Origin of the sequence: Gordonia sp. JH63 (genome assembly GCF_009856645.1) — a bacterium.
In the GTDB taxonomy this organism is placed as follows: Bacteria; Actinomycetota; Actinomycetes; order Mycobacteriales; family Mycobacteriaceae; genus Gordonia; species Gordonia hongkongensis.
In genome coordinates this window covers 2253226-2278808 of the sequence record NZ_CP047235.1, presented here as the reverse complement: position 1 = coordinate 2278808, position 25583 = coordinate 2253226, and the positions used below count along the sequence as shown (strand labels likewise).

Genomic DNA, 25583 nt, shown 5'->3' with positions numbered 1-25583 from the left:
CGGCCTGTGACGGCTGTGACACGTGTGATCCGAGCGGTAGGCTCCTCCCGTGGCCACCCGCAGCACCACCCGCGCCAATCGGTACGCGAAGCGTCGTCGCAAGCGTGTCGCCGCCCGCGACAACGACCTCACCGACGCCCAGTGGCTCGCGCTGCAGGAGGCCTGGGGTGGGTGCGCGTATTGCGGCGCGGTGGGCGTCGCCCTCCAGCGCGACTGCATGCTGGCCATCTCCCGCGGCGGCCGGTACACCGTCGCCAACGTCGTGCCGTGCTGCGGTTCGTGCAATGCGAGCAAGTGCAACTCCGAGGTCACGACGTGGATGCGGCGGAAGAAGCTGGACGAGAAGGCGTTCCTGGTCCGGCAATTCGAGGTGAGCCGCGCGCTCGCCGCCGCCGTCGACCCGGCCGCCGGCCAGGACGAGTGATCAGCCGGCCCGCGCCGCGCGTCGTACTCGCCCGGGCGAGGACCCGTTGACCCGCTTGAACGCCCGGCTGAACGCCGCCTCGGACGAGTAGCCGAGTCCGCCCGCCACCGACGCGACAGACGCGTTCGGGTCACGAAGACGATCCGCCGCCACACACATCCGCCACCGGGTGACGTACTGCATTGCCGGCTCGCCGACGACGGCGGTGAACCGGGCTGCGAACGTCGACCGCGACATCGCGCATTCACGGGCCAGTCGTTCGACGCTCCACTCCGCCGCTGGATCGCGATGGACCGCGGCGACCGCACGCCCGAGTTGCGGATCGGCGAGAGCCCCGAGCCAGCCGGTGCGGGTGCCCTCCGCGTCCTGCAACCACGATCGGATCGCGTGGATGACGATGATGTCGGACAACCGGGTGATGACCGCCTCCCCACCGGGTCGGAGTTCGCCGGCCTCGTCGATCACGATGCGCATGAGGTCGCGCAGCCACGAGCTGCTTGCACCCGCACGGGGATCAGCGGCGCGGATGGCGAGGATCGGCGGCAGCATCGACGTCAGCGACCGTGCCGAGGGATGGTCGAAACGGACGACGGCACAGATCAGGACCGAGCGTTCGGGCCCGTCGCCGCCATGTCGCAGGATGGCATACCGATCGCTCAGGTAGTCGTGCGGCAGATCCGTGACGACCGGGGCGAACATCGCCTCGCCGTCGCCGCGGACGACGTGCGATCGGCCGTGCGGCACGACGACGAGATCTCCCGGCGCGAATCGCAGCGACTCACCGTCCGGCGCGGACAACCGCAGCGACCCCGACACGACGAGGTGCACGCACAGACAGTCCTCCCAGACCGGCATGGTCAGCGCCCAGGGCTCGGTGAGCTCCGACCGGCAGTAGAAGGCACCGTTCAACCGGAAGAAGTGCAGGGCCTCCCCGAGGGGGTCGGGGCTGTGGAACGGGTCCGGGTGACTGCCGTCGGGTCTGCGCACCCGTCCATGATCGGTCATCGTGATCCGATCGTCTGCCGTTTCGGACGATTGAGCATGCATTGCGGACTGTGAGCGCTGTTTCGTCCGGCAACCTCGCTCCACTCTGGACATACGACATCGAACGATTCAGGAGGTCCTCATGTACACAGTTCTCGGGGCAACAGGCACCGTCGGCGCACAGGTCACCACCGGCCTGCTCGACGCCGGACACCGGGTTCGGGCGGTCGGGCGTTCTTCTGAGCGGCTCGACGCCCTCGCTCGGCTCGGTGCCGACACCGCGGTAGCCGACACCACCGATTCGTCCGCGCTCGCCACCGCCATGCGCGACTCGGACGCGGTGTTCGTGATGCAACCCGTGGATCACACCGCCGCCGACCACCTCACCTCGCAGCGGACGATGACCGACGCGATCGTCCGCGCCCTCCGCGAGTCCGGTGTGCCGCGTGTGGTCGCGCTCAGCAGCGTCGGCGCCGAGATCAGCTCCGGCACCGGATTTCTGGCCGGTCTGCACATCCTGGAGCAGCGGCTGGCGGAGTTGTCCGGCGTCGAGGTGCTCGCTCTGCGTGCCGGCTGGTTCTACGACAACGCCCGCTCCTACCTCCCGCTCATGCAGAATGCGGGCATCGTCGCGGACTCGCTGGATCCGCATGTCGCCGTTCCGATGGTCGCCACGCGGGACATCGCCGCGGCAGCGGTGGATGCGCTGACCGGAACAGGCTGGGGCGGTGGACATCTGAGCCGGGAGATCCTGGGTCCGGTGAACGTCGACCAGGCCACCGTGACGGCCGCGTTGGGACGTGCCTTCGGCCTTCCGAAGCTGCGGTATGAGCGCTTGTCCGACGACGACATGGTCGCGACGCTCGTCGACGAGGCCGGATTCAGTCCCGATGTCGCAGGCCATCATGTGGGCATGACACGGGCCATCAACGACGGCCGGGTCGTCGGCCGACGTCCGGGGACCACGGTGCTCACCGGGCCGACGACCATCGCCGACTACGTCACCGGCCTGGCGGCAGCCGCGATGGCGACGACCTCGAGTCCCACCGATCAGCTGTCCCGCTGATAGACATCCGGGATGCCGTCGTGATCGTCGTCCCGGGACTCGTCTTCGGCGACCCGGCGATAGTGGCGGTTGCGCATCCGCAAGATGACCGCCGCGGCCGAGGCGGCCGTCAGCGAACCGACCAGGACACCGATCTTGACGTACTCCGCGCGGTCGGATTCCGGGTCGTACGCGAGGTCGCCGATGAGCAGCGAGACCGTGAAGCCGATGCCGGCGAGCATGGCCACACCGGTCACGTCGATCCATCGGATGCTGGCGTCGAGGGTGGCGCGCGTGAACCGGGCGAGAAGTGCGGTGGTGCCGACGATGCCCACCGTCTTGCCGACCACCAGACCGAAGATGATGCCCAGCGCAACGGGATTCGTGAGCGCCTCGCGGAGGCCGCTGAGACCACCGATGGTGACGCCGGCGGCAAAGAAGGCGAACACCGGGATGGCGAAGCCGGCCGAGATGGGCCGGATTCGGTGTTCGAAGTGTTCTGCCAGGCAATGCCGGGTGTCCGTCTCGTCGCCCCCGGCCCGACGGAGCACTGGGACCGTGAAGCCGAGGACGACGCCGGCGACGGTGGCGTGGACCCCGGACTCGTGGACGAATGTCCACGTGAGGGCCGCCAATGGGAGCAGGAGCCACCACGAGGTGACCCGCCGCTGCACGAGAAAGGCGAACGCCGCGAGTGGGATCAGGGCCAGGGCCAGCGCTGCGCCGTTGATGGAGTCGGTGTAGAAGACCGCGATCACGGTGATGGCCAGCAGGTCGTCCACGACGGCCAGGGTGAGCAGGAAGGTACGCAGTGCGGCGGGCAGATGCGTCGAGATCACGGCCAGCACCGCGACCGCGAACGCGATGTCGGTGGCGGTGGGAATGGCCCAGCCCTGCACGGCTCGATCCCCCGCCCGCATGGTGACCGCAACGAAGATGAGTGCGGGAACAGCCATTCCACCGACCGCCGCGGCAATGGGCAGCGCGGCCCGCGCGGGGTCGCGGAGGTCGCCGGCGACGAACTCGCGCTTCAGCTCCAGACCGACGACGAAGAAGAAGATGGCAAGGAGACCGTCGGCAGCCCAGGTCGCGAGGGACAGGTCGAGGTGCAGACCGAGCGCGTCGGACCCCACATGGATGTCGCCGAGGCCGAAGTAGGCGGCCGACCACGGCGAGTTGGCCCATACAAGGGCTACGACCGCGGCGACGAGCAGCAGCATGCCGCCGATGGTTTCGCGCCGGAAGATGTCGGCGATGCGGGAAGCTTCGGGCCAAGAGCCGCGCGAGAAGAGCGTCGGGGTGGCCCGACGTGAGTCGGTGTCAGTCATGGTGCGTACGGAGTCCTTCGTCGGGTGGGCTACGTACGCGTCGTGGCCGCCCCATCGTGCGGGGCTCACCGTCAACGCGCAGCCGACCAGACTTCCCGGCACACCGCGTGTCAGTCTAACAGCTAGGCGCCTACGCGGCCCTGTGCACGGCGGGCTCTAGGTGAGTTGTGTTGCGCTGCTTCCATTCCCACACCGCGAAGAGCACCTCGGTGGTGTATCCCAGGTCCATTCGACCACCGCCGACCGGCACCGTCGCATCTACGCCGATCCGTTGATCGGGTCGCCACCCGCCCGGTTTCGACGTAGGTGGCGCCGCCTCGATCTCAGTGCCGTCCGGGCGATGAAACGTGAACCGCTGCAACCCATGCGCGGTGATCGCAAACTCGCCCCGATGCAACGACCGATGACACGACCCACACAACAAGATCAGATTGTCCGGATCCGTCCGCCCACCCGCCGACCAGAACACCACATGATGGGCATGCAGATGACGCGTCCGACCACACCCCGGCACCTGACAACACCGATCCCGCACGAACAACGCCCGCACCAACGCCTTGTTCGGCGCCCGCTTCCGACGACCCACCCCCAACAACGCCAACTTCCCCGGCTGACCGGGAACCCGGCGGCTCACCACCTCCCGCGTCGACGCCCCACACCGGGCCTCGTCCACCTCAGCCTCCGACAACCCGGGTCCATCATCGAGATGAGCCGACTCCACCCCCTCACCCGCATGGATCAGGATCTCCGCACCCGGAGCAAGATCAGGCATCGAAATCCCGTCATGCACCATGTCGGCCATCGCCACCACCGCCGGCGCCACATTCGACGGCACCTGCCGCCACAGATCCCGACGCCGAGACGGAACCACCTCCGAATCCTCTGATTCTGAACCGGATTCAGTGTTCCGCGGAACACGCTCGACCGACGGCAGATCCGGGTCATCACACGTCCGGGTGCGTTCATATTCCGCCCGCACCGTCCCAGCAAGGAACCGCGCACCATCCAACGGACTCAACGTCAACGACACCGACAACGACCCGTCATCGTTCCACTTCCACCGGCCCGTCGACTCCACCGGCGGCCGGCCCTCGTCTTCGACGCCACGGTTGCGGTCGATCCGGCCCATCGCCCGCACCGCCCGATCCAATTGACTCGCCGTGCACGACAACGCCAGATTCAGCAACTCCTGCTCACGTTCAGGCGTGGCCACTCGCGTCAACGCGCGGACCTTCGAATACGACAGCCGACCTTCGCGAAACGCCGTGCGGATCGCCGGCAATGCTCGTATCGCTTTGGCGACCCTCAACTGCTCATGCGCCGTTCGCGGTGCAATGCCGGCCTTCCACGACAACCAGTGCGCCAGCGAGTGAATCCCCGGCCCCCGCCACGACTCCCGCTCATCCAGTTCTGCCACCAGGTCAAGGAAGTCCGCTGTCAGCGCCGTGATCTGAGCCGCATACCCCAGCACCCGACCCTCGAGCACGTCATCAGACAACGACGCCGGATCCGTACCATCGAACATCGACGACACATCTCCACCGGAACGAAAAGCACTGACCCCCACCGCAACCCCCTGAACCGGACGAGAAGTACAGCAACAAGGTATCGCCCGGCACCGACAAACGCGCGCGCCTCAACCCGAGGTCACGAGTGTTCCGCGGAACACTCGTTCATTCCTCCATCAACCCCGCGGCCACCGTCGCACCCAGCTCCCAGCACGCTTCGCGGTCGTCCTTGCTCGGCGAACCGGAGACGATGACGTACTCGGCGGCCTTGGTCCAGCCGAGGCCGGAGGTGATCGAATCGACCGCTCGCACAGCTCCTTCGGTGCCCTGGTTGCCGTGCATGTACAGCCCGAACGGCCGACCCTGAGTCGAGTCGAGGATCTGGTAGTAGCTCACGTCGAACGCGTGTTTCAGTGCGCCGCTGATGTATCCGAGGTTGGCGGGCGTGCCGAGGAGGTAACCGTCGGCGTCGAGGAAGTCGGAGGCGGTGACGGCGAGCGCCGCGCGTCGGATCACCTCGACGCCTTCGATCTCGGGGTCGGTCGCACCGGACACGACTGCCTCGAACATCTCCTGGCATGCCGGTGACGGGGTGTGGTGGACGATGAGCAGCCGGCTCATCGGACTACTGCTCCCGGCCGTGGTACTGGGCGACAGCCCGTTTCATCATCGAGCGGGCACGGGTGCGGTCGCCGGCGTAGTCGTAGGCGCGGGCGATGCGGTAGGTGTTGCGCCAGTCGCTCGGGTCGGCCTCCCACTCGGCCTTCACCTGGGCGAAGAGTTCGTCGGCCGCGTCGCGCTCCATCCGGCCCGATGCGCGGTGCGGCAGGTTCGAGATGTCGAGTTCACGTCCCTCGTCGGCCATGATGGCGGCGAGTTTCTGGTGCTCGAGGCCCGCCCGCAGCGTCGCGTAGACCAGCCACGCCCCGATCAGCGGCAGCGCGATCACGCCCAGGCCGAGACCGATCCCGGCGGCCGACCCGGAGGCGATCAGCTGGAAGCCACGCCATCCGAGCAGGACGAAGTACACGATGAGCGCCACGACGAGGAATGCGATCATCCAGACGATCGGACGGGAGTCCTTCTTGCGCGGGCCGAGTCGGGGTGCGCCGCCCTCGGTGTCGTCGTCGTGGGCTGGTTCGTTCGGCGGGCCGGAGGAGGTCATCGTCAGAGGTCCATCAGTTCTTCGAGCCCGATGGTGAGCCCCGGACGGGAGGCCATACTCCGCACGCCCAGGAGCACGCCGGGTGCGAACGACGCCCGGTCGAGGGAATCGTGCCGGATGGTCAGCGTCTCGCCGGCGGTGCCGAGCAGCACTTCTTGGTGCGCAACAAGCCCTGCGAGCCGCACTGAGTGGACACGCACGTCGTCGACGACCGCGCCGCGGGCGCCGTCGAGTTCCTCGGTCGTGGCATCGGGACTGCGTCCGACACCGGCCTCGGCCCGCGCGCGCCCGATCAGCTCTGCCGTCCGATAGGCGGTTCCCGACGGCGCGTCGGCCTTGTGCGGGTGATGCAACTCGATGACCTCGACCGAGTCGTAGTACTTGGCGGCCTGGGCGGCGAAACGCATGGACAGCACTGCGCCGATCGCGAAGTTGGGTGCGATGAGGACGCCGACGCCGGGGTTCTCCGACAACCAGCCGCGGACGGTGTCGAGGCGTTCCTCGGTGAATCCGGTGGTCCCGACGACGGCGTGAATTCCGTTGGCGATGAGGAACTTCAGGTTGTCCATGACCACATCGGGATGGGTGAAGTCGACGACGACCTGGGTCTCGGTGTCGGTGAAGAACTCGAGTGAGTCACCTTTGTCGACGCCCACGGTGTAGGTGAGGTCGTCGGCATTCTCGACCGCCGCGACGATCGCCTGCCCGACCTTGCCCTGGCTGCCCAGGACGCCCACCTTGATACCGCTCATGTCCACCTCTTCGTGTCGTGTCCTGCCGGCCGAGTCGCTGCCGGGCCAGTCTAGTGGCGTCTCGCCTCAGAAGATCGGGGCACCGCCGCGGCGGTGTTCGAACACCAGCGACGTGGTGGTTCCGGCGACCTCCGGCCGGCCGTTGAGTCGTTCGACGAACTGGCGCAGCGCCTCGGTGTCGGCGGCGGCGACATGCAGCAGGTAGTCGTCGGTGCCGGCGAGGAAGAACACGTCGATCACCTCGTCGTGGGTGGCGATCTCGCCGACGAAGCGCCGGATCTGACCGCGCGCGTCGGACTGCAGACTGACGGCGACCATGGCACGCAGCGGGCGCCCCAGCGCCGCCGGGTCGACGTCGGCGAAGAAGCCGCGGATGATGCCGAGGTCGACGAGCCGACGCAGGCGGCCGTGGCAGGTCGACGCGGCGATGCCGACGCGCTGCGCCAGTTCGCTGTTCGGCATCCGCGCATCGGACTGCAGCAGGCGGAGCAGCTCCCGGTCCGTCGCGTCGAGTTCACCGGCCCGAACATCCTTCGGTGTGGTGGCCATCGCGCCCTCCCTCCTCACACGATCGTCGGCAGACCGAGCTGCACGAGAATATTCTTCCGCACGATTGTGTCATGGCCGATGTTCCTTCACGCTGAAAACCAGTTCATCGAGGAACGTTCAGGAGACCACAACCCGACGGAGTCATCATGCGCATCGGCATTCCCACCGAGATCAAGAATCACGAATACCGCGTGGCCATCACCCCCGCCGGCGTCGCCGAACTCCACCAGCGCGGCCACGACGTGATCGTCCAGGCCGGCGCGGGCGAGGGATCCGCCATTGCCGACAACGACTTCAAGGCCGCCGGTGCACAGATCCTGGGAACCGCCGCCGCGGTCTGGGAGCAGGCCGAACTACTGCTGAAGGTCAAGGAACCGATCGCCTCGGAGTTCGCGCTGATGCGTCGGGATCAGACGCTGTTCACCTACCTACACCTGGCCGCCGGCAGGGCCTGCACCGACGCGTTGCTGGCGTCGGGCATCACCTCCATCGCCTACGAGATGGTCCGGACCGCCGACGGCGCGCTCCCGTTGCTGGCCCCGATGAGCGAGGTCGCCGGACGCCTCGCACCGCAGGTGGGTGCCTATCACCTGATGCGTTCGGCGGGCGGTCGGGGCGTACTCATGGGCGGCGTGCCGGGAACCGAGCCCGCCGACGTGGTCGTTCTCGGCGGTGGCGTCAGCGGCGTGAACGCGGCGCAGATCGCGCTCGGCATGGGCGCCCAGGTCACCGTCTTCGACATCGACATCGCCAAACTCCGCTCGATCGACGCCCGCTTCGGCGGCCGCGTCCACACCCGGTACAGCACGGCCCTGGCAGTCGAGGAGGCGGTCGTCGGTGCCGACCTCGTCATCGGAGCCGTCCTCGTGCCGGGCGCCAAGGCACCGGTCCTCGTCTCGAACGGCACGGTCGCCCAGATGAAGCCGGGCGCGGTGCTCGTCGACGTCGCGATCGACCAGGGCGGCTGCTTCGAGGACTCTCGACCCACCACCCACGACGACCCGACCTTCGCCGTCCACGACACCGTCTTCTACTGCGTCGCGAACATGCCCGGCAACGTCGCGCGTACGTCGACACAGGCGCTCACCGGTGCGACCCTCCCCTACGTCCTCCGGCTGGCCGACTCGGGAACGGAGCAGGCGTGCGCAGCCGACCCGGCACTCGCCTCGGGACTGAGCACGCGGCAAGGTCAACTGTTCACCGCCGAGGTCGGCGCCGCACTCGACCTGGACGTGTCGCCGAACCCCTTCGCGCACAACTGATCAGAACGTCAGCGTGGTGGTTCCGCGGCGTCGGCCCCGCCAGCCGTAGCGGCGCTCGGTCATCGATCCGTGGCCGTCGTACCCGACGAGCAGCAGGGTCGATGCCCGGGTGCCGTACCCGGAGATGTTGATGAACATCGGCGACAGCGCCGCCTCGGCCTCGGGTCCGACGCCGGTGTCGGGCAGACGCGTCGGGTCCGGCCGATCCTGGTCGGCCAGCATGGCGAAGTAGGACTCGTCCGGAGACCCAGCCGACCCGCCGCCGTCTGCCTCGACCAGACCACTCAACGCCGCCGCGCCGTCGACGACCTTAGGCCAGTCGTTGTCCAGGGCGCCGTTGGACAGACCGTGCACGCCGTCGGCCACCCGCTCGGCGCGCGGTTCCGGCCAGTTGGTCATCCACCACAGCTCGTCCCGATCGGCGACGAGCAGATTCACCGGATCGTACGCCGCCGCATCGTCGAGGACCCGGTGAGCGTACACCTTCGGGTCGTCGTCGCCGATCAGATAGTCCACGGGAAGCTGTCCGCGCGAACGGATTCCGGCCCGTCGAGCCGGCCCGACCCGGACGTTCGTGACCATGGCCACCCGGTCGGGGACCTCGGCCGAGACAGCCATCCACGTACCGCCGGCGACGGCATCGCGACCGCCGAGGATCGGCAGGTCGTCCCAGTGCGACAGCGCGAAGGTGCGGCGACGGTGCTGCTCGTCCCGATTGGCGGCCACGATCAACCGCTGAGTGGGGTGCGCGTTCCACGCAAAAAGGATCAGGCACATCGGGATTCAGGTCACCTGCTCGGGTCCGGGAAGAAGTCGGCTCATGGTCGACATGCGGCGCTGCACTCCGGCGATCTCGCGGACCGCTTGCCCGAGCAGGCTGCGGTCCAGCGGGGACAACTGCCTGACATCGAACCGATCGCCGGGCGGATCACCGTTGTCGAACTGTGCGACCTGATATCGCAGCCGAACACGCTGCAGCACCTCGAAGACCTCGATGAGCGTCGACGCCTGATCGGTCGGCAACATCTCGCTGCCGGACGCCGCGCGCAGACGGCCGCGGGTGTCGACGTCGGTCGAACCCACACTGACCGCGGCCCACCGCGCGATGTTGACGAGCGGTGTCACCGCATGCCCCTTGATGTCGACGATGTTGCCCCGACCGGTCAACACATCCCGCCGGGACCGCAACCGGGCACGCGTCGAAAGGGTTTCGGCCAGCAGCAGATTCATCGTCCGCGGGTCGCGCCGCAACCCGGCGATCATCGCGACCGCAGGCGTCGCCGACACCGCGGCGCGCCCGCGGACAGGCCGGCCGTCGAGCATCAGCGATGTGAAGATCATGCCCTTGCCGGCGAGCGGATCATCGATCCACGCTCGCGCCGCCGTCTGCCACTGCGTGTGGGTCCGCGCGAACAGCGGCTTCGACGCGACGGCGCCGTTGTCGTCGACCCGCAGTCCCGCGTTCCGCACCACCTCGTCGACCTCACCGAAGGCTGCCCGATAGCGTTCGATTTCGCCGCCGGCCGAATCGTCGAAGGAGACAGCCGAATCCACGTCCGAGCTCAGCACCGGTTCCCGACGGGCGTTGCTGCCCAGCGACAACCAGGTGAACGCCGCGGGATCGAGTTCGGGATGTGCGGTCAGGACGACATCGAGCGCGCGACCGACGACCGCGTCGACGATCATGGACGCCGCGCGCGAGATCTCGTACGGCGGTCGGTCCCGGCGAACCTGGTCGGCCACGAACTGCGGCAGCCTGCGCGCATGCCCCTGCAGCTCCTCGACGTCGATCGAACGTCGGATCTGTTCGCGCAGCGGGATGCCCGCACCGACGGGGTCGGCGACGAAATCCCCCGCCCCGACGACACCGATCACCTCGCCGTCGGCGCCACGGACGGGGACGATCGCCAGATCGCGGTCGACGAGCTCGGTCAGCACGTCCATCGACGCCGCACCGGCATCGACGACGAACGCCGGTTCCGTGACGATCTCCCCGACCGAGGTGTCGACGCTGCGGCCGGCCGCGACCACCTCGGCCCGGATGTCGCCGTCGGTCAGCACGCCGAAGCTCCGGTCCGGCAGCGGGATCACCACGTAGTCCTGTCCGCGCTCGGTCATCAACGCGGCCGCCTGGCGGACGGTCATGTCGGCCCGGCCGATCACCGGTGCGGTGCGGAGCAGTTCGGCCACGGCGCTCGCCGCCGAGATCCCGCCGGCGTCCCGACGCCGCGCCACCGTCAGCTGCGGCTTCTCCTCACCGGCCATGTCTGCAGAGTCTAGGCGGGCCCGGGGTCTGCGAAGACCGTCGGCCGGTCGAATGATTCGGAGTCCGGCCGGCACACCGCGGGGCCCGGGTTCGGCTCGAAGGGAGCAGACACCCTCTCGGAGCAAAGGACCCCCGATGATCAAGCCTCACGTCGCCGCCGCGACCACCCTGCTGGCCGCTCTGGCCGTGGCAATGGGCACGACCGCCCCCGCAGCCGCCATCACGCCCGAGTACGCCGACACACTCACCGCCGGCCAGGGCATCCTGATCGGCGACGGCCTGTGTTCCATCGGGTTCTTCGGGACCAACGCCGACGGTGACCGTCTCGCCGTCACGGCCGGGCACTGCGCCGAGGGCGTCGGCGACGAGGTCACCACCACCGACGGCGAGACGATCGGTGAGGTCGTGGACTGGCAGGACGACGGCGGCACCCCCGACGGGTCGATCACGCTCGCCGATCCCCGCGGTTACACCGTCATCGCGATCGAGGACGACTGGGAGGTGGACCCCGTGTTCGCTACGGCGGCCGACCCCGAGGTCGGCGAACCGGTCGCCAAGACCGGCGAACGCACCGGGACGACCGTCGGCACCGTGACCGCCCTGCTGCATCAGGACGCCGCGCCCGAGCATCGTCTCGTCAACGCCGAACTCGTCGTCCTCGGCGGGGATTCGGGTTCACCGTGGTACCAGGAGACCCGTGGCGGACGGTATGTCCTCGTCGGGATCTCCTCGAGCGGCAACTTCGGCACGCAGAACCCCGACCAGGCGATCTCGACGGCCCAGACCATCGAAGGCCTCTACGAGCAGATCGCCGGATCCGGGTCGGCCTGGACCGACGGCTTCGAGATCAGCTTCGACACCGCCGACCGATCCTGACGCCGGCTTCCAGACGACACCGGGGCCCGCCGTCCGCAATGGACGGCGGGCCCCGGTGGGTCGTTCTCAGATCAGGCGTCGGCCTTCACCGCGTCATCCTTGACCGCGTCGGGGGCGGGCGCGTCGGCCTTGTCGGCGTCGTCGTCGACCGGGACGAGGCTGATCTTGCCGCGCTCGTCGATGTCGGCGATCTCGACGCGGAGCTTGGAGCCCACGTTGACCACGTCCTCGACCTTGTTGATGCGCTTGCCCTTGCCGAGCTTCGAGATGTGCACGAGGCCGTCGCGACCCGGGAGCAGCGACACGAAGGCGCCGAATGCGGTGGTCTTGACGACGGTGCCCAGGAAGCGCTCCCCGACCTTGGGCAGCTGCGGGTTGGCGATCGCGTTGATGCGGTCGATCGCCGCCTGCGCGGACGGACCGTCGGCCGCGCCGACGAACACGGTGCCGTCGTCCTCGATGGAGACGTTGGCGCCGGTCTCCTCGGTGATGCCGTTGATCGTCTTGCCCTTCGGGCCGATCAGCTCGCCGATCTTGTCCATCGGGATCTTGATGGTGGTGATCCGCGGCGCGAACGGGCTCATCTCGTCGGGCTCGTCGATGGCCTCGGCCATGACGTCGAGGATGGTCAGTCGGGCGTCCTTGGCCTGGCTGAGCGCACCCGCGAGCACCTGCGACGGGATGCCGTCGAGCTTGGTGTCGAGCTGCAGGGCGGTGACGAAGTCCTTGGTGCCCGCGACCTTGAAGTCCATGTCGCCGAAGGCATCCTCGGCGCCGAGGATGTCGGTCAGTGCGACATAACGGGTTTCGCCGTCGACGGTGTCGGAGACGAGGCCCATGGCGATGCCGGCGACCGGGGCGCGCAGCGGCACACCGGCATTCAGCAGCGACATGGTCGACGCACAGACCGAGCCCATCGAGGTCGAACCGTTGGAGCTCAGTGCCTCGGACACCTGGCGGATCGCGTACGGGAAGTCCTCGACGCTCGGCAGCACCGGCATCAGGGCACGCTCGGCGAGCGCACCGTGGCCGATCTCGCGACGCTTGGGCGATCCGACGCGACCGGTCTCACCGGTCGAGTACGGCGGGAAGTTGTAGTGGTGCATGTACCGCTTGGACGTCTCGGGTCCGAGCGAGTCGATCTGCTGCGCCATCTTGACCATGTCGAGTGTGGTGACACCCATGATCTGGGTCTCGCCGCGCTCGAACAGCGCACTGCCGTGGGCGCGCGGGATGATCGCGACCTCGGCCGAGAGGGCACGGATGTCGGTGATGCCGCGGCCGTCGATGCGGAAGTGGTCGGTGAGGATGCGCTGCCGGACGAGCTTCTTGGTCAGCGACCGGTAGGCCCCGCCGATCTCCTTCTCGCGGCCCGCGAACTGCTCGCCGAGCTGCTCGAGGACGTCGGCCTTGAGCTCGTCGGTCTTGTCGTCGCGCTCCTGCTTGCCGGCGATCGTCAGGATCTCCGACAGGCGATCGGTGGCGGCGGCCGCCACGGCGTCGTAGGCATCCGACTGGTACGCCGGGTACAGCGGGAACTCGGCGGTCTCCTTGGCCGCGGCGGCGGCCAGGGACTTCTGCGCCTCGCAGAGGCGGGCGATGAACGGCTTGGCGGCTTCGAGGCCCTCGGCGACGATCGCCTCGGTCGGTGCCTGCGCGCCGCCGGCGATGAGGTCGATGACGTTGTCGGTGGCCTCGGCCTCGACCATCATGATCGCGACGTCGGCGCTGTCACCGGAGCCGGCGACGATCCGGCCCGCGACGACCATGTCGAACACGGCGCCCTCGAGCTGCTCGACGGTCGGGAACGCCACCCACTGGCCGGCCTTGTTCTCCTCGGTCGGGATGAGCGCGACACGCACGCCACCGACCGGACCGGAGAACGGGAGACCCGCGAGCTGGGTGGAGGCGGACGCGGCGTTGATCGCGACGACGTCGTAGAGGTCGTTCGGGTTCAGCGAGAGGACGGTCACGACGACCTGGATCTCGTTGCGGAGACCGTCGACGAACGACGGGCGCAGCGGACGGTCGATGAGGCGGCAGGTCAGGATCGCGTCGGTCGACGGACGACCCTCGCGACGGAAGAACGATCCGGGGATGCGGCCGGCGGCGTACATCCGTTCCTCGACGTCCACGGTCAGCGGGAAGAAGTCGAAGTGCTCCTTCGGGTGCTTCGACGCCGCGGTGGTCGAGAGCAGCATGTTCTCGTCGTCGAGGTAGGCGGTCACCGAACCGGCGGCCTGCAGCGCGAGGCGTCCGGTCTCGAACCGGATCGTGCGGGTGCCGAAGCTCCCGTTGTCGATGACGGCGGTCGCCTCGGTGATCGCGTCGTCGTAGTCGTCGGCGAAGTCTTCGGTGGTGTTCACATCTGTCATGTGGGGTGGAATCCCTTCGTAGCGGCTGCCGGTGGCGGCCGTCTGACGCGGCCACGAGAAGGTGGCCGCTTGTGCGGTTGGGGGTGGCCTTCGCGGAGGTGCGCAGCACGAACTCACGTGTCACGTCGAGCGGGCTCGCACAGGAGCGCACGCGCGGATCGGACCTACCCAGAACGCGCCGAGAATGTGCGGCAGCACGGTGAATGGCGCAGCGTGTCTGCGCCGGATGAGTGCTCAGACGGCCTTCGATCGAAGCGGCCGGAATCCTGCGCGCCCGAGGGTTGCCCGGGCGAGGGTTCCGGCGGCCACTACCGAGGACCGATCTGGCTGGTCGTTCCGCACTGCCTCGAGTTCCGGCACGATCCGTCTGTCAGCGTATCACCGCCGACTGTCGATACCTCAATACGACGACCCCCGATACGACAAAACCGGCCGCCCCCGTTTCGGGGGCGGCCGGTGGAAGTCGGGAGATCAGCGACGCAGGCCGAGACGCTCGATGAGCGAACGGTAGCGGTTGATGTCGACCTTGGCGACGTACTTCAGCAGACGACGGCGACGGCCGACCAGCAGCAGCAGACCGCGGCGGCTGTGGTGATCGTGCTTGTGCTGCTTCAGGTGCTCGGTGAGGTCGGTGATGCGCTTGGTCAGCATCGCGACCTGGGCCTCGGGCGAGCCGGTGTCGGTCTCGTGCAGACCGTACTCGGCGAGGATTTCCTTCTTCTGCTCGACAGTCAAAGCCATGGAGTTACTCCTGTTTCTCAGTACCGCGTCCGAAACAACCACGGTGCGCCACCGCGGACTGCAGCAACACCGACTGATCAGGCTACCGCCCGGGTGGGACCCGGCCCAAATCCAGGGCTCAGCTCTCGGCCGCCGCCAGGATCTCGCGCGTCTTCGTCACGTCGTCACCCATGGCGGTGATCAGGTCGTCGACGCCGTCGAACTGTTCCATCCCGCGGATGCGGTGCACGAAGTCGACGGCGACGTGCTGCCCGTAGAGGTCGGCGCTCTTGTCCAGAACGAATGCCTCGACCGTTCGGGTGCGGCCGGAGAAGGTGGGGTTGGTGCCGACCGACACCGCGGCCTGGTAGCGCTCCCCCGGTTCGACCTCGCCGACGACCGGACCCGCGCCCAGGATCGTGAACCAGGCGGCGTAGACCCCGTCGGCGGGGATCGCGGCGTACATCGGCGGGGCCACGTTGGCCGTCGGGTATCCGAGGTCGCGGCCACGGCCGTCGCCGCGCACCACCACACCCTCGACCCGATGCGGGCGTCCGAGCGCCTCGGTCGCGCGGTCGACGTCACCGGCCGCGACACACGAGCGGATGTAGGTCGACGAGAAGGTCACCGCATGTTCACCGAACAGCGAGACCGATTCCACCGAGAAGCCGAACTTCCCACCGAGTTCGGCGAGCTTGGCCACGTCGCCGGCCGCCTTGCGTCCGAACGTGAAGTTGTCGCCGACGACCACGACGGCCGCGTGCAACGTCTCCACGAGGATGTCGTGGGCGAAGTCCTTGGGCGACCGGGAGGCGAGTTCGGGCGTGAACGGCATGACGCAGAAGACGTCGATGCCGAGCTCCTCGGCCAGCTCGGCGCGCCGTGTCAGCGTCGTCAGTTGCGGCGGATGGGATCCCGGGCGGACCACCTCGGACGGGTGCGGGTCGAACGTCATCAGCACCGCCGGGACGCCGTGCTCCTTCGCCGCCTTCGTGGCGGCGTTGATGAGCTCGGCATGTCCCCGGTGAACACCGTCGAAGACACCTATGGTGACCACGCACCGTCCCCAGCCCGCGGGGATGTCGTCCAGACCTCGCCAACGCAACACGCGACCAGAGTACGGCCACCCGGTGTTCCAAACCACCACCGCCACTCGCGTTTGCGGTGGGGTTAAGCTCTTGGTCATGCCTCGGGGAACGGATCGTCCGGTGACAGAACTGTCACAGGTGACCCAGGACTATCTGAAAGTGATCTGGACCAGCCAGGAGTGGGAAGACGTCAAGGTCACCACCAAGCTGCTGGCTCAATCGCTCGGCGTGTCCGCATCGACCGCGTCGGAGGCGATCCGCAAACTCGCCGACCAGGGCTTCGTCTCGCACGAACCGTACGGCGCGGTCACCCTCACCGCCGCGGGCCGGTCCGCGGCCATCCTGATGGTGCGCCGCCACCGGCTGATCGAGACCTTCCTGGTGCGCGAGTTGGGCTACCGCTGGGACGAGGTCCACGACGAGGCGGAGATCCTCGAACACGCGGTGTCCGACCGGTTGATGGCCCGGCTCGATGCGAAACTCGGCTTCCCCGACCGGGATCCGCACGGCGACCCGATTCCCGCACTCGACGGCTCGATCCCCGCACCGGACGCGGCGCTCCTGGCCGACCTGGAGGTCGGGGCGTCGGGCGCCATCGCCCGGATCTCCGACACCGATCCCGAGATGCTGCGCTACTTCGACCAGGTGGGCGTCGCCCTCGACTGTGTGGTGACCGTCGCCGAGAAGCGCCCGTTCGCGGGCACGATCTCGGTGTCGCTCGACGACGGCGATCCCATCGACCTCGGCGACATCGCCGCGCGCGCCATCTTCGTGGTCCCGCGCGGCTGACCCGTTTCGGCGGCAGGGCGCGTCAGCGCAGAGTCGCCGGCCGCACCACCATCACCGAGCTCGCCCGGCGACCCTTCTCCTGGATCAGCGCGATCGCCTGTTCCCGCGGATCGACGACGACATAGATCTCCTTGCGGCCGATCGGCTCCAGCCATCGACCCTGACTGATCGACTCGGCCTCGTCCTCGTCGATGTCGCGGCGCGGGAACGAGATCTTGACCGCCTCGTCGATGTCGAGGCTGACGCGCGGCACGTCGCGGACGTCGTCGAGTGTCCGCGCATGGTCGAGGGTGAACGGGCCGACCGCCGTCCGCCGGAGTTCGGTCAGGTGCCCCCCGACCCCGAGCGCGGCGCCGAGATCGCGCGCCAGTGACCGGATGTACGTGCCCGACGAACAGTCAACGGCCACGTCGAGATCGACGAACGCCGCGTCGCGCCGGGCGTCGAGCAGCTCGAAGCGGGACACGGTGACCGGGCGCGCCGCGAGGTCGAAGTCGGCTCCGGTCCGCACCAGTGCGTGCGCTCGCCGCCCGTCGACCTTGATGGCGCTGACCTTCGCCGGGACCTGCTGGATGTCACCGGTGAGATCGGCCATGGCCGCGGCGATGTCGGCGTCGAGGACCCCGGATGCGTCTGCCGTGTCGAGGATCTCGCCTTCGCGGTCGTCGGTCGTGGTGGACGCGCCGAGTCGGATCGTCGCCGTGTACGACTTCGTCGTCAGCGAGAGGAGTCCGAGAAGCTTTGTGGCCCGCTCGATCCCGACGACCAGGACACCGGTGGCCATCGGGTCGAGGGTACCGGCGTGCCCCACGCGGCGGGTGTTGAAGATCTTCCGGCATCGTGACACGACATCGTGGCTGGTCATCCCGGCCGGCTTGTCGACGACGAGCAGTCCGGCGTTCTCGATGGTTGCGTCGGCCACGTCAGGTCAGCGCGATCGTGGTGGTGATGATGCCGCGCTCGACCAGCCAACGTCCGGAGAACTCCAGCAGCGGCGGTCCCCCGTCGGCGGCGGCCGGGTCGATGAGGATGCGCGAGGTGAACGTCCCCGACGTCGGGGTGGACTGTTCGAAGGTGATGTGCGCGTCCTCGAAACCCAACCAGCGCTTGGCGACCGGGAACCAGGCCTTGTAGGTGGCCTCCTTCGCACAGAACAGCAGACGGTCCCAGTGCAGGTCACCCGACCGGGTCGCGAGCACCTCGCGCTCGGCGGGCAGGCTGGTGTGCTCGAGCACACCGTCGGGCAGGCTGTCGTGCGGCTCGGCGTCGATACCGAGGGAACGCACCGACATCGCGTAGGCGACCGTCGCGGCGCGATAACCGTCGCAGTGGGTGAGGCTGCCCACGATCCCGGCCGGCCACACGGGTGCCCCCTTGTCCCCCTTGAGGATCGGGACGGGCTCGTAACCCAGCTCCCCCAGCGCCTGCCGGGCGCAATGCCGAACGGTGGTGAACTCGCGACGACGCTTCTCCACCGCGCGCGAGATCAGGCTCTGCTCGGCCGGCAGCAGGACGAGATCCGGCGGATCGGCGAACGCCTCCGCCGAGGCGACGCCGGCCGGCAGGAGCTGTTCGATCATCGGTTGTCCTCTCGCGCTTGCCGTTCCGCTTGCCTCTCGGCCTGTCGTGTTCGTCGTTCCGCCTGCCGCTGCTCGACCCGCTGCCGGAACTCGGCGGCCCGTTCGGCGTAGTCGGGCGGCAGGTCGAACCGGACTCCGTGCTCGGGCAGATCGGACGCACCGAGCCCGTCTCCGGGAACGATGTTGCGCATCAATGGGTTCGGGAGTCCGCGGCGCTTCCACTCCCGCGGGTAGCCGACCGACACCTCCTCGAACCGGATGCCGTCGTACCAGGTGGTCCGGGGGATGTGCAGGTGCCCGTACACGCAGCACGCCGCGTTGAACTCGGTGTGCCAGTCCGCGGTCAGCTCGCTGCCGCACCACAGCGCGAACTCCGGATAGATGAGCGCGTCACACGGTTCGCGGCGCAGCGGCCAGTGGTTGATGAGGACCGTCTTCTCGGCGGGGTCGATGGCCTGCAGCCGACGCCGGGTGATCTCGATCCGCGCCCGACCCCAGGCGTCCCGGGTCGGGAACGGCTCGGACGACAGCAGGAACTCGTCGGTGGCCACCACATTGCGTTCCCGGGCGAGCGCGAGCGCGGTCAGTTTGTTGGCCGTGCCCTCCGGGCGGAAGGTGTAGTCGTACAGCAGGAACATCGGGACCACGCGGACGGGATCGGAGCCATCGCCCGGATCGAACAGCGGGTAAATGTCCTCCGGGGTCACCACGCCGATGTCGCGGCAGGCCTGGACGAGGTAGTCGTACCGCGCGACCCCGAACACCTGCAGCGGATCCTTCGCCGTCGTATACAGCTCGTGGTTGCCCGGGACCCACACGACGGTGGCGAACCGAGCCCGCAGACGACGCAGGGTGTCGACGATGTCGTCGGTGCGTTCGGCGACGTCACCGGCGACGATGAGCCAGTCGTCCGGCGAGGTCGGCCGGATGCTGTCGATGATGTGCTCGTTGCCCCGATGCGCGATGTGCAGATCGCTGATCGCCCACAGAGTAGCCACGAGGATCCATCGTGCCAGAGGATCGCGATCAGGCGCGGACCGCACCTGCCCGGCGCCATCGCCCCGAGCGGATCCGCCACACCACGGTGGCCAGACGCACGAGCATGAACACCACCAGGCCGGACCACACACCCGCGAGTCCCCAGTCGAACACGAGCGACAGCCAGATCAGCGGCAGGAACCCGATGAGGGCGCCGGCGAGGGTCGCGGTGCGCAGGAAGGCGGCGTCGCCGCTGCCGAGGAGCACGCCGTCGAGCGCGAAGACCACGCCGGCGATCGGCAACATGCCGACGAAGAACCACCAGGGCACCCCGACGGCGTCGAGGACGGCGGCGTCGGAGGTGAAGATACGCGGGATCAGCGTCGCACCGGCCGCGAAGAGGGCAGCCATCGCGGTGGCGGCGACCACGGACACCGCGGTGACGCGCCGGGCGACGGAGTCGGCTGCGCCGAGTCGTCCCGCTCCCAGCGCCGCGCCCACCAGCGCCTGGGCGGCGATGGCCACCGAGTCGAGGAACAGAGCCATGAACTCCCACAGCTGCAGCACGAGCTGGTGCGCCGCCACCGGGGCGACCCCGAATCGCGCCGCGACCGCGGCCGCCGAGACGAAGCAGATCTGGAACGACAGACTGCGCACGATGAGATCCCGCGCCATGACCAGTTGCGCGCGGATGATCGACCAGTCGGGTGCGAAGGCGCGCGAGCCGGGCCCGTGGCCGGCACCCACGGCGACCCGCCGTGCCTCGCGGACCACCCGCACGGCGAACAGCACGCCCGTCACACCCTGTCCGATCACGTTGGCCACCGCGCTGCCGTCGAGACCGAGACGCGGGAACGGGCCGACGCCGTGGACCAGTCCGACGACGAGGACCGCGGCGAGGGACAACCCGACCACGACGTAGACGACGGGACGACGAGTGTCCTGGACGCCGCGCATCCACCCGTTCCCGGCCATCGACAGCAGGATCAGCGGGACGCCGAACATCGCGATCCGCAGCCAGCCCGCCGCGTCCTCGGCCACCGCGGCGGACTCCGGCGAGGACGTCCCGACCAGCAGACGCATCACGACCGGGGCGCACGGGTAGGCGACGGCGACGATCAGGACGCCGACCGCCACCGCGATCCAGCTCGCCTGTACGCCTTCGACGACGGCGCCGGGCCGGTCACCGGAGCCGAAGCGACGCGCGGAGCGGGCGGTGGTGCCGTAGGACAGGAAGGTCAGCTGCGTGCTGACGATCGAGAGCACCAGGGTGCCGACGCCGAGAGCGGCCAGTTGTTCGCCGCCGAGGCGTCCGACGACCGCCAGGTCCAGCAGGAGGTACAGCGGCGGCGCGATGAGGACGGCGAGAGCCGAGACGGTGAGGGTGGCGATGCGTGCCACGCCCGGGGCGTCCCCGGCGTCCGGCTCCGACGCGAGGCTCAGAGCGACTCCAGCAACCTGGCGACCACCTCGTCGGCGGTACCGGTGTCGCTGTACCCGGAGGCCTGACGATGCCCGCCGCCGCCGTGCGCCCGGGCGATCGGTACGAGATCGACGATGTCCTTGGACCGCAGCGAGACCGTCCAGACACCCGGCTCGCCCTCCTTGAACACCGCTGCCACCTCGGCCTCACGGGCGGTCCGGATGGTGTCCACGACGCTCTCGGACTCCTCCCAGCTCATCCCGGCCAGCGCCTGCTGGTCGACCACGGCGTACACCAGACCCTCACCGTCGCAGGCGGTCGGTACGAGCTGCGCCGACGCCAGGACACCCGACATCATCGAGAACCAGGCGAACGGATGGGAGTCGAACAGGATCCGGCTCCACTTCCGCGTGTCGACGCCGGTCTCCAGAAGCCGGGCCGCGACCCGGAACGACGCCGGACGGGCCCACCGGAACGAGCCGGTGTCGGTGCTGAGGCCGGCGTAGACGCAGGTGGCGATGTCGGCGTCGAGTTCGACGCCCAGGTCGTCGAGGACGTCGAGCACCAGCACGGCGGTGCAGTCGGCGGCCGGGTCCACCAGGTCGAGATCGCCGAAACCGGGGTTCGACGCGTGGTGGTCGATGACGATCGAGGTCTGCGCCGCGGTGAACGTCTCACCGAGCGAGTCCAGCCGCTCGAGGTTGGCGGCGTCGACCGCGACCACCAGTGGGTGTCCGACGACCTGCGCGGGAGCGCACAGCAACTTGCCACCGGGCAGCCCGGCGAGCGACGCCGGGAGCTGTTCGGTCCCCGGGTAGGAGACCTCGACGTCGACGCCCCGGCGGTCGAGTGCCAGCCCCAGCGCCAGACCGCTGCCGATCGTGTCCGCATCGGGGCGGACATGACAGCAGATGGTCACCGCGGTCGCGGAGGCCAGCGTCGCGGCGATCGCCGCACTCGACGAACTGCTCACTCGCGGGTACCGGTGGTGTCGTCGTCCGCCGAGCGGTACGGGTCGGACTCCCCCGCCGGCTTCGCCTCGGCAGCGCGTCGGGCGACGAGTTCGTCGTTCGCGCGGGCGCGGGCGACGAGCTCCTCCATCTGACGCGCGGCATCGGGAACCGTGTCGAGTACGAAGCGCAGGGTCGGGGTGAAGCGCACCCCGGTACCCGCACCGACCTTCGACCGCAGCACGCCGGTCGCCTTCGCCAGACCCGCGGCCGCGGCCTCGAAGTCGGGTTCGGCGTCGATGGATTCACCCATCACGGTGTAGTAGATCGTCGCATCGTGGAGATCGTTGGTCACCCGGGCATCGGTGACCGTCACATACGCCAGTCGCGGATCCTTGATCTCGTGCGCGATCGCCGACGCGACGATCGACGAGATCCGCTTGGCCAGGCGCTGAGCCCGTGCCGGATCTGCCATTCCAGGACTCCTTCCATAGCGCTGCGTGCGCGCCGACCGGAGACCGGTCGGCGCGCACCACAGCTGTCGAGATGTCGTACGAGGGTGGTCGTCGCCGCGATCAGTCGCGCGGCTTCTCCCGCAGCTCGTAGGTCTCGATCACGTCGTCCACCTTGATGTCCGAGTAGGTCAGCGTGAGACCACATTCGTAGCCTTCGCGAACCTCGGTGGCATCGTCCTTCTCACGCTTGAGCGACGACACGGTGAGGTTCTCGGCGACCACCACGTTGTCGCGCAGCAGGCGGGCCTTGGCGTTACGCCGCATGATGCCCGACTGCACGAGGCAACCGGCGATGTTGCCGACCTTCGACGACTTGAAGATCGCGCGGATCTCGGCGCGGCCGAGCTCCACCTCTTCGTAGATCGGCTTGAGCATGCCCTTGAGCGCGCTCTCGATCTCGTCGATGGCCTGGTAGATCACCGAGTAGTACCGGATGTCGACGCCCTCGCGGTTGGCCAGCTCGGTGGCCTTGCCCTCCGCCCGGACGTTGAAGCCGATGATGATCGCATCCGAGGCCGCGGCCAGGTTGACGTTGGTCTCGGTGACGCCACCGACACCGCGGTCGATGATCCGCAGCGAGACCTCGTCGCCCATCTCGATGTTCAGCAGGGCCTCTTCGAGGGCCTCGACCGTACCCGAGTTGTCACCCTTGAGGATGAGGTTGAGCTGGCTGGTCTCCTTGAGAGCCGAATCCAGGTCTTCCAGGCTGATCCGCTTGCGGCTGCGTGCGGCCAGCGCGTTGCGCTTGCGCGCATTGCGCCGGTCGGCGATCTGCCGGGCGATGCGGTCCTCCTCGACGACGAGCAGGTTGTCGCCTGCGCCGGGGACCGAGGTGAAGCCGATGACCTGGACCGGACGCGACGGCAGCGCCTCGGGGACGTCGTCGCCGTGTTCGTCGACCATGCGTCGGACACGTCCGTAGGCGTCGCCGGCGACGATCGAGTCGCCGACCTTCAGCGTGCCGCGCTGGACCAGCACGGTCGCCACCGGGCCGCGGCCGCGGTCGAGGTGCGCCTCGATGGCGACACCCTGGGCGTCCATGTCCGGGTTGGCACGCAGGTCCAGCGACGCGTCCGCGGTGAGCAGGACGGCCTCGAGCAGTGCGTCGATGTTCTCGCCCTGCTTGGCCGAGATGTCGACGAACATGGCGTCGCCGCCGTACTCCTCGGGGACCAGACCGTATTCGGTCAGCTGCCCGCGGATCTTCTGCGGGTCGGCGCCTTCCTTGTCGATCTTGTTCACCGCGACCACGATCGGCACGTCGGCCGCCTGGGCGTGGTTGACCGCCTCGACCGTCTGCGGCATGACGCCGTCGTCGGCCGCGACCACGAGGATCGCGATGTCGGTCGCCTTGGCGCCGCGGGCACGCATGGCGGTGAACGCCTCGTGACCCGGGGTGTCGATGAAGGTGATCAGGCGATCCTCGCCGTTGAGGTGGGTGTTCACCTGGTAGGCACCGATGTGCTGCGTGATGCCGCCGGCCTCGCCCTCCCGGACGTTGGCCTTACGGATCGTGTCGAGCAGTCGGGTCTTACCGTGATCGACGTGGCCCATGACGGTGACCACCGGCGGACGCTGTTCGAGGTCTTCCTCGCCGCCCTCGTCCTCGCCGTAGGTGAGGTCGAAGCTGTCGAGCAGCTCGCGGTCCTCGTCCTCGGGGCTGACCACCTGGACGCGGTAGTTCATCTCCGAGCCGAGCAGCTCGAGCGTCTCGTCGTTGACCGACTCGGTCGCCGTCACCATCTCGCCGAGGTTGAACAGCGCCTGGACCAGCGAAGCCGGGTTGGCGTCGATCTTGTCGGCGAAGTCGGACAGCGACGCACCGCGGGCGAGACGGATGATCTCGCCGTTGCCGCGCGGCAGCCGGACGCCACCGACGGCCGGTGCCTGCATGTTCTCGTACTCGGCGCGTTTCGCCCGCTTCGACTTGCGACCACGGCGCGGTGCACCACCGGGACGACCGAAGGCGCCTGCTGCACCGCCGCGTCCACGGCCGCCACCGCCACCGCCGCCGGGACGTCCGCGGAAACCGCCACCGGGAGGTCCTCCCGGTGCACCGGCTCCGCCGCCGCCGCGGTAACCACCGCCGCCGCCGGGGCCACCACGGCCTCCTCCGGCACCGCCGCGACCACCCGGACGGGCGTCAGGACGGGCCGCACGCGACGGCATGGCGCCGGGACTCGGACGCGGGGGCATGTTGCCGGGATTGGGACGGGGACCGCCCTGGCCGGGAGCGGGACGACCGCCACCGGGACGCGGACCACCCTGGCCGGCGGCGCCGGGACGGCCACCGCCGGGACGCGGACCGCCCTGACCCGGTCCGGGACGGGCAGCCGGACGCGGCGCGGGCGCCGGTGCCGACGAATACGGGTTGTTGCCCACCCGCGGCGTACGCGGACCCGGCTTCGGGCCGGGACGCGGACCCGGGCTCGACGTGGGGGCAGACGGTGCTGCCGACGCGGCCGGGGCCTGCGGCGCCGGTGCCGCGGGAGCGGGACGCGGGCTGGGACGCTCCGCCGCGGGGGCGGGCGCCGGGGCCGGGGTCTCCGCAGGTGCGGGTGCGGGCTTGGGTGCGCCCGGCTTCGGCGCGTTGGTGCGCGGGCCGGGGCTCGGACGGTCGGCGACCGGCGCCGACGGGGTTGCGGGTGCACCGGGCTTCGGTGCGTTCGTGTTGCCGGACGGCTTGGGTCCGGGCTTGGCGCTCTGGCGCGGGCCGGGGGCCGGGGACGACTTGGAGTCCTTGGCTCCCCCGTCCTTGCCGGGGAACGATTCACGCAGTCGACGGGCCACGGGGGCCTCTACCGTCGACGACGCCGATTTGACGAACTCGCCTTGCTCCTTCAGACGCTCGAGCACCTGCTTGCTCGTGACGCCGAGCTCTTTGGCCAGTTCGTGCACGCGGGCTTTGCCTGCCACTGCTCTCCTCACTTGGAGGCCAAGCGGCTCACCCGCTACGGCCTCGATTTAAGTCCGGTACATGCTCATCGTGACTTCACGGTGTGCTCA

24 protein-coding genes are annotated in these 25583 nt (G+C 69.0%); 5 read left to right on the top strand and 19 right to left on the bottom strand.

Annotation, left to right across the window (positions count from 1 at the left end; genetic code table 11):
* Positions 1–49 precede the first annotated feature (49 nt).
* The gene (locus GR168_RS10305; RefSeq protein ID WP_058250166.1) at positions 50–424 is read left to right on the top strand and encodes an HNH endonuclease signature motif containing protein; all 375 of its coding nucleotides are present in this window, start codon (positions 50–52) and stop codon (positions 422–424) included.
* On the opposite strand, the gene GR168_RS10300 is transcribed toward GR168_RS10305, so the two are convergent.
* Positions 425–1429 carry an AraC family transcriptional regulator gene (locus GR168_RS10300; RefSeq protein WP_159370663.1) on the bottom strand — a complete coding sequence of 335 codons (1005 nt, stop codon included), beginning with the start codon at positions 1427–1429 and terminating at the stop codon, positions 425–427.
* A gap of 121 nt (positions 1430–1550) precedes the next feature.
* Here GR168_RS10300 and GR168_RS10295 point away from each other — a divergent pair, with 121 nt between their 5' ends.
* Positions 1551–2474, top strand: a complete 924-nt coding sequence (locus GR168_RS10295) for an NAD(P)H-binding protein (RefSeq protein WP_159370662.1) — start codon at positions 1551–1553, stop codon at positions 2472–2474.
* Here GR168_RS10295 and nhaA read toward each other — a convergent pair.
* The 6 genes from nhaA to GR168_RS10265 form a co-directional block, all read right to left on the bottom strand.
* A complete protein-coding gene (gene nhaA, locus GR168_RS10290; protein WP_159370661.1) occupies positions 2459–3781 on the bottom strand; it encodes a Na+/H+ antiporter NhaA in 1323 nt (440 codons plus the stop codon). The genes GR168_RS10295 and nhaA overlap by 16 nt on opposite strands.
* A 130-nt stretch (positions 3782–3911) precedes the next feature.
* Positions 3912–5306, bottom strand: a complete 1395-nt coding sequence (locus GR168_RS10285; protein ID WP_159370660.1) for an HNH endonuclease signature motif containing protein — start codon at positions 5304–5306, stop codon at positions 3912–3914.
* A 148-nt stretch (positions 5307–5454) separates the two neighbouring features.
* Positions 5455–5910, bottom strand: coding sequence for a flavodoxin family protein (locus GR168_RS10280; protein ID WP_159370659.1), 456 nt, complete (start codon positions 5908–5910; stop codon positions 5455–5457).
* Positions 5911–5914: 4 nt separating this feature from the next.
* Positions 5915–6454: a hypothetical protein gene (locus GR168_RS10275; RefSeq protein ID WP_065628941.1), complete on the bottom strand. Its 540-nt coding sequence runs from the start codon at positions 6452–6454 to the stop codon at positions 5915–5917.
* Between the two features lie 2 nt (positions 6455–6456).
* Positions 6457–7206: a 4-hydroxy-tetrahydrodipicolinate reductase gene (gene dapB / locus GR168_RS10270; protein WP_068969802.1), complete on the bottom strand. Its 750-nt coding sequence runs from the start codon at positions 7204–7206 to the stop codon at positions 6457–6459.
* 66 nt (positions 7207–7272) lie between these two features.
* Complete coding sequence (locus GR168_RS10265; protein ID WP_058250145.1) at positions 7273–7755, bottom strand: Lrp/AsnC family transcriptional regulator; 483 nt, start codon at positions 7753–7755, stop codon at positions 7273–7275.
* Between the two features lie 146 nt (positions 7756–7901).
* On the opposite strand from GR168_RS10265, the gene ald reads away from it, so the two are divergent.
* Positions 7902–9017, top strand: coding sequence for an alanine dehydrogenase (gene ald / locus GR168_RS10260; RefSeq protein WP_065628942.1), 1116 nt, complete (start codon positions 7902–7904; stop codon positions 9015–9017).
* Here ald and GR168_RS10255 read toward each other — a convergent pair whose 3' ends face one another.
* A complete protein-coding gene (locus tag GR168_RS10255) occupies positions 9018–9794 on the bottom strand; it encodes an NRDE family protein (protein WP_159370658.1) in 777 nt (258 codons plus the stop codon). It abuts the gene before it with no gap.
* A 6-nt stretch (positions 9795–9800) separates the two neighbouring features.
* Positions 9801–11282 carry a putative nucleotidyltransferase substrate binding domain-containing protein gene (locus GR168_RS10250; protein WP_159370657.1) on the bottom strand — a complete coding sequence of 494 codons (1482 nt, stop codon included), beginning with the start codon at positions 11280–11282 and terminating at the stop codon, positions 9801–9803.
* Between the two features lie 136 nt (positions 11283–11418).
* Between GR168_RS10250 and GR168_RS10245 the strand changes: the two genes are divergently transcribed.
* Entirely contained in the window at positions 11419–12159 is a 741-nt protein-coding gene (locus GR168_RS10245) for a hypothetical protein (RefSeq protein WP_058250141.1), read from the top strand.
* Positions 12160–12230: 71 nt separating this feature from the next.
* On the opposite strand, the gene GR168_RS10240 is transcribed toward GR168_RS10245, so the two are convergent.
* The 3 genes from GR168_RS10240 to GR168_RS10230 all read right to left on the bottom strand — a co-directional run bounded on the left by GR168_RS10240 (position 12231) and on the right by GR168_RS10230 (position 16362).
* Positions 12231–14534 carry a polyribonucleotide nucleotidyltransferase gene (locus tag GR168_RS10240; RefSeq protein ID WP_058250140.1) on the bottom strand — a complete coding sequence of 768 codons (2304 nt, stop codon included), beginning with the start codon at positions 14532–14534 and terminating at the stop codon, positions 12231–12233.
* Between the two features lie 471 nt (positions 14535–15005).
* Complete coding sequence (gene rpsO / locus GR168_RS10235; protein ID WP_004021887.1) at positions 15006–15275, bottom strand: 30S ribosomal protein S15; 270 nt, start codon at positions 15273–15275, stop codon at positions 15006–15008.
* 118 nt (positions 15276–15393) lie between these two features.
* Complete coding sequence (locus tag GR168_RS10230) at positions 15394–16362, bottom strand: bifunctional riboflavin kinase/FAD synthetase (RefSeq protein ID WP_159370656.1); 969 nt, start codon at positions 16360–16362, stop codon at positions 15394–15396.
* Positions 16363–16462: 100 nt separating this feature from the next.
* On the opposite strand from GR168_RS10230, the gene GR168_RS10225 reads away from it, so the two are divergent.
* The gene (locus GR168_RS10225; RefSeq protein ID WP_082652845.1) at positions 16463–17131 is read left to right on the top strand and encodes a metal-dependent transcriptional regulator; all 669 of its coding nucleotides are present in this window, start codon (positions 16463–16465) and stop codon (positions 17129–17131) included.
* A gap of 22 nt (positions 17132–17153) precedes the next feature.
* Here GR168_RS10225 and truB read toward each other — a convergent pair whose 3' ends face one another.
* From truB to infB, 7 genes are all read right to left on the bottom strand, one after another.
* Positions 17154–18053, bottom strand: coding sequence for a tRNA pseudouridine(55) synthase TruB (gene truB / locus GR168_RS10220; protein ID WP_159370655.1), 900 nt, complete (start codon positions 18051–18053; stop codon positions 17154–17156).
* Between the two features lies 1 nt (position 18054).
* Positions 18055–18711, bottom strand: a complete 657-nt coding sequence (locus GR168_RS10215) for a 4'-phosphopantetheinyl transferase (RefSeq protein WP_058250136.1) — start codon at positions 18709–18711, stop codon at positions 18055–18057.
* Positions 18708–19709: a metallophosphoesterase gene (locus tag GR168_RS10210; RefSeq protein WP_175404254.1), complete on the bottom strand. Its 1002-nt coding sequence runs from the start codon at positions 19707–19709 to the stop codon at positions 18708–18710. Before GR168_RS10210 ends, GR168_RS10215 begins: the two co-directional genes overlap by 4 nt.
* Positions 19710–19737: 28 nt before the next feature.
* On the bottom strand, positions 19738–21090 hold the full coding sequence (locus GR168_RS10205; protein WP_238995066.1) for an MATE family efflux transporter: 1353 nt from the start codon (positions 21088–21090) through the stop codon (positions 19738–19740).
* Positions 21091–21128: 38 nt separating this feature from the next.
* Positions 21129–22085, bottom strand: a complete 957-nt coding sequence (locus tag GR168_RS10200; RefSeq protein WP_058250134.1) for a bifunctional oligoribonuclease/PAP phosphatase NrnA — start codon at positions 22083–22085, stop codon at positions 21129–21131.
* Entirely contained in the window at positions 22082–22537 is a 456-nt protein-coding gene (rbfA, locus tag GR168_RS10195; protein WP_065628950.1) for a 30S ribosome-binding factor RbfA, read from the bottom strand. The genes GR168_RS10200 and rbfA overlap by 4 nt, the downstream gene beginning before the upstream one ends.
* 100 nt (positions 22538–22637) lie before the next feature.
* On the bottom strand, positions 22638–25493 hold the full coding sequence (infB, locus tag GR168_RS24155; RefSeq protein ID WP_159370654.1) for a translation initiation factor IF-2: 2856 nt from the start codon (positions 25491–25493) through the stop codon (positions 22638–22640).
* Positions 25494–25583: the final 90 nt, after the last annotated feature.

Excerpts from the sequence above, each read along its gene's own strand:
- GR168_RS10300 (WP_159370663.1), bottom strand. The coding sequence starts at position 1,429 with ATGACCGATCATGGACGGGTGCGCAGACCCGACGGCAGTCACCCGGAC.
- GR168_RS10295 (WP_159370662.1), top strand. The coding sequence starts at position 1,551 with ATGTACACAGTTCTCGGGGCAACAGGCACCGTCGGCGCACAGGTCACC.
- nhaA (WP_159370661.1), bottom strand. The coding sequence starts at position 3,781 with ATGACTGACACCGACTCACGTCGGGCCACCCCGACGCTCTTCTCGCGC.
- GR168_RS10285 (WP_159370660.1), bottom strand. The coding sequence starts at position 5,306 with ATGTTCGATGGTACGGATCCGGCGTCGTTGTCTGATGACGTGCTCGAG.
- GR168_RS10280 (WP_159370659.1), bottom strand. The coding sequence starts at position 5,910 with ATGAGCCGGCTGCTCATCGTCCACCACACCCCGTCACCGGCATGCCAG.
- GR168_RS10275 (WP_065628941.1), bottom strand. The coding sequence starts at position 6,454 with ATGACCTCCTCCGGCCCGCCGAACGAACCAGCCCACGACGACGACACC.
- dapB (WP_068969802.1), bottom strand. The coding sequence starts at position 7,206 with ATGAGCGGTATCAAGGTGGGCGTCCTGGGCAGCCAGGGCAAGGTCGGG.
- GR168_RS10265 (WP_058250145.1), bottom strand. The coding sequence starts at position 7,755 with ATGGCCACCACACCGAAGGATGTTCGGGCCGGTGAACTCGACGCGACG.
- ald (WP_065628942.1), top strand. The coding sequence starts at position 7,902 with ATGCGCATCGGCATTCCCACCGAGATCAAGAATCACGAATACCGCGTG.
- GR168_RS10255 (WP_159370658.1), bottom strand. The coding sequence starts at position 9,794 with ATGTGCCTGATCCTTTTTGCGTGGAACGCGCACCCCACTCAGCGGTTG.
- GR168_RS10250 (WP_159370657.1), bottom strand. The coding sequence starts at position 11,282 with ATGGCCGGTGAGGAGAAGCCGCAGCTGACGGTGGCGCGGCGTCGGGAC.
- GR168_RS10245 (WP_058250141.1), top strand. The coding sequence starts at position 11,419 with ATGATCAAGCCTCACGTCGCCGCCGCGACCACCCTGCTGGCCGCTCTG.
- GR168_RS10240 (WP_058250140.1), bottom strand. The coding sequence starts at position 14,534 with ATGACAGATGTGAACACCACCGAAGACTTCGCCGACGACTACGACGAC.
- rpsO (WP_004021887.1), bottom strand. The coding sequence starts at position 15,275 with ATGGCTTTGACTGTCGAGCAGAAGAAGGAAATCCTCGCCGAGTACGGT.
- GR168_RS10215 (WP_058250136.1), bottom strand. The coding sequence starts at position 18,711 with ATGATCGAACAGCTCCTGCCGGCCGGCGTCGCCTCGGCGGAGGCGTTC.
- rbfA (WP_065628950.1), bottom strand. The coding sequence starts at position 22,537 with ATGGCAGATCCGGCACGGGCTCAGCGCCTGGCCAAGCGGATCTCGTCG.